Annotated in this window: 10 protein-coding genes; 8 read left to right on the forward strand and 2 right to left on the reverse strand. The window is 71.6% G+C overall.

Annotated elements, in window-relative coordinates; all coding sequences use genetic code 11:
- Positions 1–7: 7 nt before the first annotated feature.
- The gene (locus VGO20_RS08995) at positions 8–2506 is read right to left on the reverse strand and encodes a ligase-associated DNA damage response DEXH box helicase (protein ID WP_414639788.1); all 2499 of its coding nucleotides are present in this window, start codon (positions 2504–2506) and stop codon (positions 8–10) included.
- Between the two features lie 77 nt (positions 2507–2583).
- Here VGO20_RS08995 and VGO20_RS09000 point away from each other — a divergent pair, with 77 nt between their 5' ends.
- From VGO20_RS09000 to VGO20_RS09035, 8 genes are all read left to right on the forward strand, one after another.
- Entirely contained in the window at positions 2584–2931 is a 348-nt protein-coding gene (locus VGO20_RS09000) for an MbcA/ParS/Xre antitoxin family protein (RefSeq protein ID WP_327501987.1), read from the forward strand.
- Between the two features lie 84 nt (positions 2932–3015).
- Positions 3016–5295: a CDC48 family AAA ATPase gene (locus VGO20_RS09005; RefSeq protein ID WP_327501988.1), complete on the forward strand. Its 2280-nt coding sequence runs from the start codon at positions 3016–3018 to the stop codon at positions 5293–5295.
- A 335-nt stretch (positions 5296–5630) separates the two neighbouring features.
- Positions 5631–6029, forward strand: a complete 399-nt coding sequence (locus VGO20_RS09010; RefSeq protein WP_327501989.1) for a MaoC/PaaZ C-terminal domain-containing protein — start codon at positions 5631–5633, stop codon at positions 6027–6029.
- Complete coding sequence (locus VGO20_RS09015) at positions 6026–6778, forward strand: SDR family oxidoreductase (RefSeq protein ID WP_327501990.1); 753 nt, start codon at positions 6026–6028, stop codon at positions 6776–6778. The genes VGO20_RS09010 and VGO20_RS09015 overlap by 4 nt, the downstream gene beginning before the upstream one ends.
- On the forward strand, positions 6775–8718 hold the full coding sequence (locus VGO20_RS09020) for an HAD-IIIC family phosphatase (RefSeq protein ID WP_327501991.1): 1944 nt from the start codon (positions 6775–6777) through the stop codon (positions 8716–8718). Before VGO20_RS09015 ends, VGO20_RS09020 begins: the two co-directional genes overlap by 4 nt.
- Positions 8711–8959 (forward strand): acyl carrier protein, encoded by a 249-nt coding sequence (locus tag VGO20_RS09025; RefSeq protein WP_327501992.1) that lies wholly within the window; start codon positions 8711–8713, stop codon positions 8957–8959. Before VGO20_RS09020 ends, VGO20_RS09025 begins: the two co-directional genes overlap by 8 nt.
- Before the next feature lie 18 nt (positions 8960–8977).
- On the forward strand, positions 8978–10603 hold the full coding sequence (locus VGO20_RS09030) for an MBOAT family O-acyltransferase (protein WP_327501993.1): 1626 nt from the start codon (positions 8978–8980) through the stop codon (positions 10601–10603).
- A 27-nt stretch (positions 10604–10630) separates the two neighbouring features.
- Positions 10631–11692 carry a hypothetical protein gene (locus VGO20_RS09035; RefSeq protein WP_327501994.1) on the forward strand — a complete coding sequence of 354 codons (1062 nt, stop codon included), beginning with the start codon at positions 10631–10633 and terminating at the stop codon, positions 11690–11692.
- Positions 11693–11975: 283 nt separating this feature from the next.
- On the opposite strand, the gene VGO20_RS09040 is transcribed toward VGO20_RS09035, so the two are convergent.
- Positions 11976–12443: a hypothetical protein gene (locus tag VGO20_RS09040; RefSeq protein ID WP_327501995.1), complete on the reverse strand. Its 468-nt coding sequence runs from the start codon at positions 12441–12443 to the stop codon at positions 11976–11978.
- Positions 12444–12658: the final 215 nt, after the last annotated feature.

Consider the following 12658-nt stretch of genomic DNA (forward strand, 5'->3'; position numbering starts at 1 on the left):
GGCGCGGCTAGAGCGGCAGATGTCCCTGGCCGGGGGAGGCGGCGGCCCCGGCCAGTTCCGGCATCGCCTCGCGGACGAGTTCGTCGGCCGCCTCCCCGAGGAGTTCGTCCGTCGCGTCGCCCTGGACCTGCTCGCGCCCGATCTCCAGCAGCACCGGCACCGCCAGCGGCGAGACGCGCGCCAGCGCCCGGTGCCGGATGCGGCCGCGGATGCGGGCGAGCATGGCGGCCAGGCGGCCGAGATCCGTCAGGCCGCCCGCCGCGTCGTGGCGGGTCGCACGAAGCAGCACGTGGCCGGGCTCGTGCCGGCGCAGGACGTCGTAGATCAGGTCGGAGCTGAAGGTGACTTGGCGGCCGGTCTTCTCCTGGCCGGGATGGCGCCGCTCGATCAGTCCCGCGATCACGGCGACGTTGCGGAAGGTGCGCCGGAGCATGGAGGATTCGTCCATCCACGCCTCCAGGTCGTCGCCGAGCATGTCCTGGTCGAGCAGTTCGCCCATCGCGTCGGGCGGAACGGGCTTCAGGCTCCAGACCGCCAGCACGTAGTCGGTCGCGACGAACCCGAGCGGCCCGAGGCCCATCCGCTCCATCCGGCGGGTCAGCAGCATGCCGAGCGTCTGATGGGCGTTGCGTCCCTCGAAGCAGTAGGCGACGAGATAGTGGCGCCTGCCGCGCGGGAACGTCTCCACCAGCAGCCCGGCGTCGTCCGGCAGGACCGAGCGCAGCCGCTGCAGCCGCAGCCATTCGCGCACGGCATCCGGCAGGCCCTCCCAATGCGCGGGATCGCCCAGTATCGCCCGCACGCGTTCCGCCAGATGGGTCGACAGCGGCAGCCGCCCGCCGGCATAGGCCGGCACCTTGGGATCGCCGGTACCGCCGCGCGCGCAGTTGACCCAGGTCTCCTGCACGCCCAGGAACTTCAGGAGCTGGCCCGCGAAGACGAAGGTGTCGCCGGGCGTCAGGCCCTGGACGAAATATTCCTCCACCTCGCCCAGCACCGGGCCGCGGTTGAGGCGGACCTTCAAGGTCACCGCCTCCACGATGGTCCCGACGTTCATACGGTACTGGCGCGCGACCCTGGCGTCGGCGACCGTCCAGGAACCATCCTCGGCCGGCACGAGCCGGCGGAAGCGCTCGTAGGTGGCGAGCGCATAGCCTCCGGTCGCGACGAAGGCCAGGGTGTCGTCGAAGTCCTTGCGCGACAGGTCGGCATAGGGAGCCGCCGTGCGGATCTCCTCGAAGGCCGCATCGGCCTCGAAGGGGGCCGCGCAGGCCATGCCGAGCAGATGCTGGGCCAGCACGTCGAGCCCGCCCGGCCGCGGCGGGTCGCCGTCGAGGGTGCCTTCGCGGACCGCGTCCAGCGCGGCCCGGCACTCCAGCACCTCGAACCGGTTCGCAGGCACCAGCAGCGCGCGGCTCGGCTCGTCCAGGCGATGGTTGGCGCGCCCGATGCGCTGAAGGAGCCGGCTGGCACCCTTGGGGGCGCCGACCTGGACGACGAGGTCGACCGCGGCCCAGTCGATCCCCAGATCGAGCGAGCTGGTCGCGACGACGCCACGCAGGCTTCCGCGCGCCATCGCGGCCTCGACCTTGCGCCGCTGCTCGGCCGCGAGGCTGCCGTGGTGGAGCGCGATGGGCAGGCCGTCCTCGTTGAGCTTCCACAGCTCCTGGAAGACGATCTCGGCCTGGGCGCGGGTATTAACGAAGACCAGGGTCGTGCCGGCGTGGCGGATGCGTTCGTAGACCTCGGCCAGGGCGTGGATGGCCATGTGCCCGGACCAGGGCAGGCGTTCGCGCGTCGTCAGCACCTCCACCCGCGCCGCGGCACCCGCCCGGCCGCGCACCACGCGCACGTCGGCGCCGTCCGCCCGGCCCGTGCGCGAGAGATACGCCGTCAGCGCGTCCGGGTGCGCGACGGTGGCCGACAGGCCGACCCGGCGCGCGCCGGGGGCGAGGCGGCCGAGCCGCGCCAGGCCGAGAGCCAGCAGCTCGCCCCGCTTGGTCCCGACGAGGGCGTGCAGCTCGTCGATCACGACCGCGCGCAGACCGGCGAAGATGCGGTCGGCATCCCGGTAGGAGAGCATCAGGGCGAGGCTCTCGGGCGTGGTCATCAGGATCTGCGGCGGGCGGGAGCGCTGGCGCTCGCGCTTGGCCGCCGGCGTGTCGCCGGTCCGGGTCTCGGCCCGGATCGGCAGGCGCAGCTCCGCGACCGGCGTTTCCAGGTTGCGCTGGATGTCGACCGCCAGCGCCTTCAGCGGCGAGACGTAGAGCGTGTGCAGCCCGTCGCGCGGCCGTTCGGACAGCTCGACCAGCGTGGGCAGGAAGCCCGCGAGCGTCTTGCCGGCCCCGGTCGGCGCGATCAGCAGCGCACCGGACCCCTCCGACGCCGCGCGCAGCATCTCGAGCTGATGGGCGTGCGGCTGCCAGCCGCGGCTGGCGAACCAGCCCAGGAACTTCGCGGGAAGGAGGGGAGCGGGCAGGGCGTCGTCGGGCATCGGGAGCAACATGGGCGGCGCCCGTGGAATTTGCCATGGCCGGGAACGGTTGTCGCAGTCGTCGACGAATGATGGGAGGCCGCAGAGCCATGACCGAGGATCGCGAGAAGCGGGCGCTGCACGAGCTGATGGAGGCGGCCGCCCGCAGGGGCGTCGACCTGGCGACGCTGATCGGGGAACTCCAGGCCGGGCCGGTCGCGGAACCGGCACCCGACGAGGACGCCGGGCTGTCGGGAGCGGAACTCGGCATCGTGCGGGCGGTGCGGGCGGAGGCGGCGAAGGTCTTCGGCGGCGCCGACGCGGCGCGGGCGTTCATGATGCGCGAGGACCCGCGGCTCGACGGCCGGCGGCCGCGCGACCTCGCGGCCGAAGGGATCGAGGGCGCGGAGCGGGTACTGCAGCTCCTCGGCAGGATCAGGTACGGGGGCGGGGCGTAGGGACGGGCCGCTCGGCGCCCGGCCAGGAACCCGGCCATCGCCCCGGTGTTTTGCGGGGGCATCAAGAGGTACGGGTGAACAGTCATGCCGGATACGGACCCCAGGGGCGCGCGGGCGCAGGTGGCCAATGCGCGGCCGGAGGACGTGGGGAGGGGCATCGCGCGCGTCGGCCGGTCGGTGCTGGCGCAGCTCGGCATGCGCGAGGGCGAGCCGATCGAGATCGTCGGCCAGCGCCACACGGCCGCGATCGCCGGACCGCCCTATCCCGAGGACGAGGGCCTGGACATCATCCGCCTGGACGGCCTGCAGCGGGCGAACGCCGGGGTCACCGGCGGAGACGCCATCGAGGTCCGGCGCGCGGACGCCAAGCTCGCCAAGCGCGTCACGATGGCGCCCGCGCAGAAGAACCTGCGCCTGCACGGCTCGGGCGACGCGTTGCGCCGGACGTTCCTGCGCCGGCCGTTCGTCGCCGGCGACATCGTGTCCACCTCGGTCTACCACCGCGCCCGGCCGTCCGCGCGCGGCGCGGCCGACGACGCGTTCCGCAGCATGTTCGAGGCCCCGGCCTACGGGCTGCAGGAGATCCGGCTGGTCGTCGTGGCGACGACGCCGAAGGGGGTCGTGCAGATCGGCCCCGAGACCGAGGTCGACCTGCTGCCGCAATACGTCGAGCCCAAGGAGGCGCGGCCGGCCGACGTCACCTACGACGACATCGGCGGACTGGGAGGCACGGTAGACCAGGTGCGCGAGATGGTCGAGCTGCCGCTGCGCCATCCGGAGCTGTTCCAGCGCCTGGGGATCGAGCCGCCGAAGGGCGTGATCCTCCACGGCCCGCCCGGTACCGGCAAGACGCTGCTGGCGCGCGCGGTCGCCAACGAGTCGGAGGCGTCCTTCCACCACATCGCCGGCCCCGAGATCATGGGCCGGCACTACGGCGAATCCGAGCAGCGCCTGCGCGACGTGTTCCAGCAGGCCCAGCGGAACGCGCCCTCGATCATCTTCATCGACGAGATCGACAGCATCGCGCCCAAGCGCGAGCAGTCCATCGGCGAGGTCGAGCGCAGGGTGGTCGCCCAGCTCCTCACGCTGATGGACGGGCTGGAGCCACGGCAGAACGTCGTCGTGATCGGCGCCACCAACCGCATCGACGCGATCGACGAGGCGCTGCGCCGGCCCGGCCGCTTCGACCGGGAGATCGTGATCGGGGTGCCCGACCAGGAAGGGCGGCGCGAGGTGCTGGACAGCCATACCCGCGGCATGCCGCTGGCCGACGACGTCGACACGGACGAACTCGCGCGGACCACCTACGGCTTCGTCGGCGCCGACATGTCGGCGCTCACCCGCGAGGCGGCGATGGAATCGCTGCGCCGCGTGCTGCCGAAGATCAACCTCAAGGAAGGCGGCATCCCGGCCGAGATCCTCGACGCGCTCCAGGTCACGCGGGAGGATTTCCAGCGCGCGCTGAAGCGGGTCCAGCCCTCGGCCCTGCGCGAGATCATGATCCAGGTGCCCAACGTCACCTGGGAGGACATCGGCGGCCTGACCCAGGTGCGCGAGCGCTTGGCGGAGGGGATCGAACTGCCGCTCAAGCACCCGGAGGCGTTCGAGCGGATCGGCATCCGGCCCGCCAAGGGCTTCCTGCTGTTCGGACCGCCCGGCACCGGCAAGACGCTGCTGGCCAAGGCCGTCGCGCGCGAGGCCAACGCCAACTTCATCGCGACCAAGTCCTCGGACCTGCTGTCGAAATGGTACGGCGAGAGCGAGCAGCAGGTCTCGCGGCTGTTCGCGCGGGCCCGGCAGGTGGCGCCGACCGTCATCTTCATCGACGAGATCGACAGCCTCGCGCCGATGCGCGGCGGCGGCCTCGCCGAGCCGGCCGTCACCGAGCGCGTCGTCAACACGATACTGTCGGAGATGGACGGGCTGGAGGACCTGCAGGGCGTCGTCGTGATCGGCGCCACAAACCGGCCGACGCTGCTCGACCCCGCGCTGCTGCGCCCGGGCCGGTTCGACGAGCTGGTCTACGTGCCGGTGCCGGACCGCGGCGGCCGGCTCCAGATCCTGCGCATCGCCACCAAGGCCATGCCGATGGCCGACGACGTCGACCTGGAGAAGCTCGCCGACGGGACCCACGGCTACACCGGGGCCGACCTGTCCGACGTCGTGCGCCGCGCAGGGCTCCTGGCGCTGCGGCAGTCGGTCAGCGCCGGCGACGTCACGCGGGCCCATTTCGAGGAGGCGCTGAAGGAGACGCGCGCCTCCGTCACTCCGGAGATGGAGCGGGAATACGAGGAGATGGTGCGCTCCCTCAAGCAGGAAGCCCCGCTCCGGCAGCCGGTCGGGTTCCACCTCGGCACGCGCTGACGCCGCCGTTCCCACCCCCGCAGACCGGGACCCCCTCCGAGCGACCGCAGGCGCGCATCGTGGGGTATTCGCGTTTCCCCTGCCGGCCCCCCCCACCGAAGGGGACCTTCGCGGCAGGGAGCAACCATTGGGGATTACCCTGTTATCCGACGCAAAATTACGGAGTATTCAGCCTTCGTTCGTGCCCAGCCTCCCTTGTTCTGCGTTCGGGCTTTAGAGCGATTGAGGGGCCGGGGACCGCGGGTCTAGGCTCCTCTCCCGGAACGTCAGACACGGATTCGGAAGACTCGGTGCGCGTCGTCGCCCGACGGTCCGTGGCGAGGTGAACCGATATCATGGACGAAGCCAGTTTCGATTTCCAAGTGACCGCCGAGGACATGACCCTGTTCCGGCAACTCAGCGGCGATACCAATCCGCTGCATGACGACGAGGCTTTCGCGCAACGGCTCGGTTTCGACGGGCCCGTGGTCTATGGCGGGCTGCTGGTGGCGCAGGTCTCGCGCCTGCTCGGCAACCACATGCCTGGGCCGGGTTGCGTCTGGCATTCCCTTTCGATGAACTTCCGCTCCGCGCTGCAGGTCGGGGAGCCCGCGCGGCTGTCGGCGCGGGCGACGCACGCGAATCCGGAACTGGGCACCCTGCGGGTCGCGATCACCATCGAGGCGGGCGGGCGCCGCGTCGCCGACGGCACCGCGCAGGCACTGCGCCCGGCCGGCGCACCGGAGGCCCGATGACCGGCGACGGAACCCTGATCGTGACCGGCGCCACCGGCGGCGTCGGAGCGGCGCTGGCGCGCAGGGCCGCCCGGGACGGCTGGGACGTCGTGCTCGGCTGGCATGCGCGGCGCGAGGCGGCGGAAGACCTCGCCCGCTCGATCGCCGAGGCGAGCGGCCGGCACACGCTGGCGGTCCGCCTGCCGCTCGACGAGCCGGACGGCATCGAAGCCGGGCTCGACGAGGTCGAGGCCCTGGGACGGCCGGTGCGGGCCCTGGCGCTCTGCGCAGCGCCCGCTCCCGAGGTCGGCCCTTTCGCCCGTGCATCGGCCGGGCGCTTCAGGGCTCAGTTCGAGGCGGCCGTGGTCGGCAACCACCGGCTGATGGCGGAGTGCTGGCGCCGGTTCTTCCGCCGCCAGGGCGGCGGCCACGTCGTCGCGGTGCTGAGCGCGGCCCTCGGGCCGCCCGCGGCACCGCATATGGTGCCCTATGTCGCGGCCAAGGGCGCGCTCGCCGCGCTGCTGGAGGCCGCCGCGGCCGAGCTCGGCCCCGCCGGCCTGCGCGTCGGCGCCGCCAGCCCCGGCTACATTGAGACCGGCATGCTCTCGGCCTTCGACGCCCGGATGCTCGACCGTGTCCGGGAGCGCTCGCCCGGCGGGCGCTTCCTCGATGCGGACGAGGTCGCGGCGGCACTCGCGGACTCGCTCGCGGCACCGCCCGAGCCGGGCCGCGTCCACCCCATCGCCATCCCCGAACCGGTAACGACATGACGACAGACAACCACCCCGCGCATCCCGCGGAGCTGTACTGGCTTCCGCCGGCCGCGGATTTCGACCAGACGCTCGCCCGTGCGCGGGACGACGGCGCGGCCCCGGCGGAACGCCTCGCGGCGCTGCGCGAGCTCGCCGGGTCCCGGCTCGACTTCATGCGCACGGCGAAGGTGGAGCGCGCGTTGCGCGGCCTGCCCGGCGACGCGACGGCCGCGCTCCAGCCGGTCCGCCTGGCGCTCCTGGCCGGGCACACGGTCGACCACCTCGTGCCGGCCATCCGCGTCGCGGGGCTGCGGCGCGGGCTGCTGGTCGACTGCCGGGTCGGTCCCTACGGGCAGTGGCGCCAGCAGATCCTGGACCCCGGCTCCGAGCTGTACCGCTCGGAGCCGGACGTGGTGCTGCTGGCGCCGTCCGCGGACGAACTGCTGCCCCCGCTGCCGCTTTCGGCCGCGCGGAGCGAGGCGGAGGAAGCGGTCTCGCGGACGGTGAAGGAGCTGGCCGGGTTCTGGCGCATCCTGCGCGAACGCCTGCGCGCGGCGGTGATGCAGCAGGCGCCGCTGCCCCCGACGCCGCTGTTCGGGCACCACGAGCGGCTGGTGCCGGGCGCGCCCGGCGCGCTCGCGGCCCGGCTGGAGGGTGCGCTTGCCGACGCGGCCGCAGAGGAGGGCGTCCATCTCCTCGACCTCGCGGCGGCGGCGGCGCGGATCGGCAGCGGCGCGGTATCGGACCCGCGGCTCTGGCACCATGCCAAGCAGGAGATCTCGCCGGTGGCCGGGCCCTGGGCCGGCGAGCAGGTCGGGCGCATCCTGGGCGCGCTGCGCGGGCGGTCGCGCAAGGCCCTCGTGCTCGACCTCGACGATACGCTGTGGGGCGGCATCATCGGCGAGGACGGGGTCGACGGCATCGCGATCGGGCAGGGCAGCGCCGAAGGCGAGGCGTTCCTCGCCTTCCAGCGCCACGTCCGGCGCCTCGCGGAGCGGGGCGTGGTGCTCGCGGTCAGTTCCAAGAACGATCCGACGATCGCGCTCGGCCCGTTCGAGCGGCATCCCGACATGCTGCTGCGGCGGTCGGACTTCGCGGCCTTCGAGGCCGGGTGGGGCGACAAGCCGGCGGCCGTGCGGCGGATCGCCGAGGAGCTGGGCCTCGGGCTCGACGCGCTCGTCTTCTTCGACGACAACCCGGCCGAACGCGCGCTGATGCGCCGCACCCTGCCCGAGGTCGCGGTGCCCGAAGTGCCGCCGGCGCCGGAGCGGTACGTGCAGTGCCTCGCCGACGCCGGGTATTTCGAGGCCGTCTCCTTCACCGCGGACGACGCGCAGCGCGCGGCGCAGTATTCCGCCAGTGCCGAGCGGCGCCGCGCGCAGGCGGGGGCCACCGACCTGGAGGGCTTCCTGCGCGACCTCGCGATGGTGCTGGAGGTGCGCAAGGTCGAGCCGGTGAGCCTCGCGCGGGTGACCCAGCTCATCAACAAGACCAACCAGTTCAACCTGACGACCCGCCGCTACGGCGAGGCCGAGGTCGCCGCTTTCGCGCAGGACCCGTCGGTCCTGACCTTCTGCGGCCGGCTGACCGACCGGCTGGGCGACAACGGCATCGTCAGCGTCGTGATCGGACGGCTGGTGGAGGAGGGCGGGGAACGCGTGCTCGACCTCGACACCTGGCTGATGAGCTGCCGCGTGCTCGGCCGGCGGGTCGAGCAGGCGATGCTCGGCACGATCGCGGCGGCGGCGGCGCGGGCCGGGGCCGACGCCCTGGTCGGGCGCTACCGGCCGACGCCGCGCAACGGGCTCGTGCGCGAGCTTTACCCCTCGCTCGGCTTCGCGCCGGCGGGCGAGGGCGAGGACGGCGAAACCCTGTGGCGCCTGCCGCTGGCCGGCGCCGCGTCCGAACCGGCCGCAAACGACACTCTGCCCCCCATCGAGGTGAGATTCCATGACTGAGCAGCAGATCTACGACGGCATCACCGAGATCCTGCGCGAGGTTTTCGACGACGACCGGCTGGTCGCGACGCCCGAGCTTTCGGCCCGCGACGTGCCGGAATGGGACAGCTTCAACCAGATCAACGTCGTGGTGGCGAGCGAGCTGAAGTTCGGCGTCCAGTTCCGCTCGGCCGAGATCGAGGCGCTGAACTGCGTCGGCGACTTCGCGGCGTTGATCCGTTCCAAGCTCGACGCGAACTGAGGACCGGGCACCGCGAACATGCTGTTCAACTCGTTCGAGTTCATCGGCTGGTTCCTTCCGGGGACCGTGGCCGTGTTCTTCCTGCTGGGGGTCGCCGGCTGGCCGAAGGCCGCCATGACCTGGCTGGTCGTCGCGTCCCTGTTCTTCTACGGCTGGTGGAACCCGGCCTATGTGCCGCTGCTGGTCAGCTCCATCGGCGTCAACTACCTGATCGGCCTCAGTCTCGCCCGGCGTCCCAGCCGGCTGCTGCTGGTGGCCGGCATCGCCGCGAACCTGCTGGTGCTCGGCTGGTACAAATACGCGGCGTTCGTGTTCGACAGCGTGAACCTCGCCTTCGGGGCGGGGCTGACGCTGCCCGAGCTGCTGCTGCCGCTCGCGATCTCGTTCTTCACCTTCCAGCAGATCGCCTTCCTGGTCGACGCCAATGCCGGGCTGACCCACGAGAAGAGCCTGCTGCGCTACTCCCTGTTCGTGTGCTTCTTCCCCCAGCTCATCGCGGGGCCGATCGTCCATCACAAGGAGATGCTGCCCCAGTTCGACCGGGACGAGACGTTCCGGCCGTCGGTCGCCAACCTGTCGGTCGGCCTGACGGTGTTCGTGATCGGGCTGTTCAAGAAGGTGGTGATCGCGGACTCGGTGGCGCCGCTGTCGACGGCGATGTTCGCGGGGGCCGCGACGGGCACGGAGCCGGACATGGCCGCCGCCTGGATCGGCGCCGTGGCCTTCTCCATCCAGCTCTACTTCGACTTCTCCGGCTATTCCGACATGGCGATCGGCGCCTCGCGGATGATGGGCATCCGGCTGCCGCTGAACTTCGCCTCGCCCTACAAGGCGGCCAGCATCATCGACTTCTGGTCGCGCTGGCACATGACGCTGACCCGGTTCCTGACCGCCTATGTCTACAATCCCGTCACGATGGGCCTGACCAAGCGGCGCCTGAAGGCCGGGCTGCCGCCGCTGCGCCCGAAGAGGCCGGGCTTCGTGCCGTTCATCCTGCTGATCGCATGGCCGACCTTCCTGACCATGGCGCTCGCGGGCGTGTGGCACGGGGCCGGCTGGCAGTTCGTCCTGTTCGGCGTGATCCACGGCGTCCTGCTGGTGCTGAACCATGCCTGGCGGGTCCTCAGGCACGCGTTCGGCATCGGGCCGGAGCGGGGACGCCCGTGGCGGCCGCTGGGCGTGGCGCTCACCTTCGTCGCTTGGACGGTCTCGCTGGTGTTCTTCAAGGCCGAGAGCGTCGGCCACGCGTTCACGGTGCTGGAAGGCATGGCCGGGCTGAACGGCTTCGTCCTGCCCCACCCGCTGACGCCGTTCACCTGGATCGCGGACGCGCCGGCCGCCGCCCTCTACATGGTCGCGCGCAACCTCGTGCTCGACGGATACCTGCCGCTGCTGACGGGCGCCGCGATCGTGTGGCTGATGCCGAACACGCAGGAATGGATACGCGACGCCGGCATCGCCACGACGGCACGCGCGGTCGCCGGCCCGGCGCCGGGGACGGGGCTCGCGCGCCTGATGCCGGCCGGCACGCCCGAATGGCGCCCGAGCGTCCCGGTCGGGCTCGCGATCGGGATGCTGTTCGCCTTCACCCTTCTCCAGGCTTTCGCGACGACGACGTCGGAATTCCTCTATTTCACTTTCTGACCGGTCCGACCGGGGAGAGTAGACGCCATGAAGTATCTGGCCGCCATCGCAGCAGGAGCCATCGGGCTCGCGGGAGCCTATGCCGGCACCGTCCTGCTGCTGGAAGCCCAGTTCCCCCAGCACCTGCCGGCACCCTCGATCACCCGGATCAAGCATCTGGACGAGAAGCTGCTGTACCTGCGCGAGCGCGGGCCGGTCGAGCCGGCGCTGCTCGCCGTCGGCTCGTCGATCACCTGGCGCCAGATGGACGGGGACGCGTTCGCCGAACTCGCCGGCGGGGCCGACCGCGTCTTCAACGGGGCCACGGCGTTCCTCCAGGCCCACCAGACGCGCTTCCTGACCGAGTTCTACCTCGACCATTTCAGCGGGGTGGAGACGGTGCTGGTCATGGTGGCGCTGCCCGATTTCAGCGACTGCACCGGGATCGACAGCGTGCTGATGGATACCGCCGACGCGGTGAGCTACGCCTTCGAGGGCAAGGACGACCTGGGCTTCTATTTCAAGTACTTCACCCCGCTGATGTACCTGAAGCGGGGGATATCCATGGCGGAGCAGCGCCAGCCGCTGACAGGCGAGGTCTATCTGGACGAGTACGGCAGCTCGCCCATCGACCTGCTGCCGGGGACCACGCCCTCGCTGCGCTACGGAGAACTCCCGGTCGACGACGCCTGCATCGCGGAGCTGGCGAAGCTTTCGGCGGAGATCGACGGCATGGGCAAGGAGATGGCGCTGGTCTTCGCGCCGGTGCATCCCGCCTATTGGGAGAGTTTTCCGGCGGCGCGCGAGGCTTGGCGGGCGGTGGCGGAGCGGATCACCGAAGCCGTCGCGCCGCATGGGACCCGCGTGCTCGACCTGGCCGAAAGCCCGGCGTTCAAGGCCGAGGACTTCTTCGACGCGTTCCATCTGCGCTGGCCGTCCGTCGCGCGGTTCTCGACCATGACCGCCGACTGGATGCGGGACCGCCATCACATCGCCCGGGCCCCGGCCGAACGGCCGACCGGAATGCCGGCAACGGCGAAAGACCAGCCGCGCCGCCGCCCGCCGGGCGTGCCCGCGTCCGGCGCGTTCCGCCGCACCAGCGTGGAATAACCCGGGCGGCTCTCCTGGGTCCTTGGCGATCGCGTGGGGGTTTGTGGGGGTTTGTGGGGGTGGGGTAGGAAGGCCCAACGGGAGGGGTGTTTAGGGCCCGCACTCACGGTTGAGAATTCCCTCTCCCATGCAATGGGAGAGGGAGGGGCCCGCCGCGTCAGCGGTGGGAAGGTGAGGGTCGGGCGGCGGGAAACGGCTTTTGGGGCGAGAGCGCGCAGCCCTCACCCTCCCGCACTTTCAGTGCGGGCCCCTCCCTCTCCCGTTGCACGGGAGAGGGGTAGTTCTACTTGCGGCGGGCCATCGACTTGAGGGCGCGGCGTTCGCGGCGGTTCAATTGGGGTTCGGGGTCGACGACCGACGGCAGGAGGGTGGCCAGGTCGAGGTCGTCCAGGATCGGGACGGGGGTGGGCTTTGCCTGCTCGATCGCGGGCAGGCGGCCGTTGCCCTTGCCGTTCATGCCGTGGAGCTGCATCAGACGGTCGATCGCGCGCAGCGCGTGGCCGGTCTGGCCGTTGGCGATCGAATGCTCGACCAGGTGGGACAGCCAGGCCTCCAGGCGCTCGAACATGGCGGCGTGGCCGGCCTCGCGGGCGGCGGACAATGTGGCCACCCGCTCGCCCATGCCGGGCTCGGCCAGCAGCGCCTCGCCCGCGGTCGGGTCGGCGTAGCCGATCATGCGCGCCGCGGTGGCGGGGGTGGCGCCGTTGGCGACCAGACGGCAGAACAGTTCCTGGCGGGGGTCGAGCGTCACGGCCTGCTCCTTCCGATCGGGGAAGGGCAATATGGAACAAATAGCGAACTTGGTCAAGCCCTCCTCAGGCGGCTGCAGGGCTGCGAACTCGGGTTAACGGCGGTTTACGAATTGCGCTGGTCGTGATTCTGTGGGCTGTCGGTGATTCGGAGAATCCAGCCCATGTCGTTGCCGCCGGTCTCCCTTGGCGAGAAGTCGCGCCTTCGTGCGCTTTT

This window comes from Arenibaculum sp. (genome assembly GCF_035998295.1).
Taxonomy (GTDB): domain Bacteria; phylum Pseudomonadota; class Alphaproteobacteria; order Azospirillales; family Azospirillaceae; genus DASYHS01.

Excerpts from the sequence above, each read along its gene's own strand:
- VGO20_RS08995 (WP_414639788.1), bottom strand. The coding sequence starts at position 2,506 with ATGTTGCTCCCGATGCCCGACGACGCCCTGCCCGCTCCCCTCCTTCCC.
- VGO20_RS09000 (WP_327501987.1), top strand. The coding sequence starts at position 2,584 with ATGACCGAGGATCGCGAGAAGCGGGCGCTGCACGAGCTGATGGAGGCG.
- VGO20_RS09005 (WP_327501988.1), top strand. The coding sequence starts at position 3,016 with ATGCCGGATACGGACCCCAGGGGCGCGCGGGCGCAGGTGGCCAATGCG.
- VGO20_RS09010 (WP_327501989.1), top strand. The coding sequence starts at position 5,631 with ATGGACGAAGCCAGTTTCGATTTCCAAGTGACCGCCGAGGACATGACC.
- VGO20_RS09015 (WP_327501990.1), top strand. The coding sequence starts at position 6,026 with ATGACCGGCGACGGAACCCTGATCGTGACCGGCGCCACCGGCGGCGTC.
- VGO20_RS09020 (WP_327501991.1), top strand. The coding sequence starts at position 6,775 with ATGACGACAGACAACCACCCCGCGCATCCCGCGGAGCTGTACTGGCTT.
- VGO20_RS09025 (WP_327501992.1), top strand. The coding sequence starts at position 8,711 with ATGACTGAGCAGCAGATCTACGACGGCATCACCGAGATCCTGCGCGAG.
- VGO20_RS09030 (WP_327501993.1), top strand. The coding sequence starts at position 8,978 with ATGCTGTTCAACTCGTTCGAGTTCATCGGCTGGTTCCTTCCGGGGACC.
- VGO20_RS09035 (WP_327501994.1), top strand. The coding sequence starts at position 10,631 with ATGAAGTATCTGGCCGCCATCGCAGCAGGAGCCATCGGGCTCGCGGGA.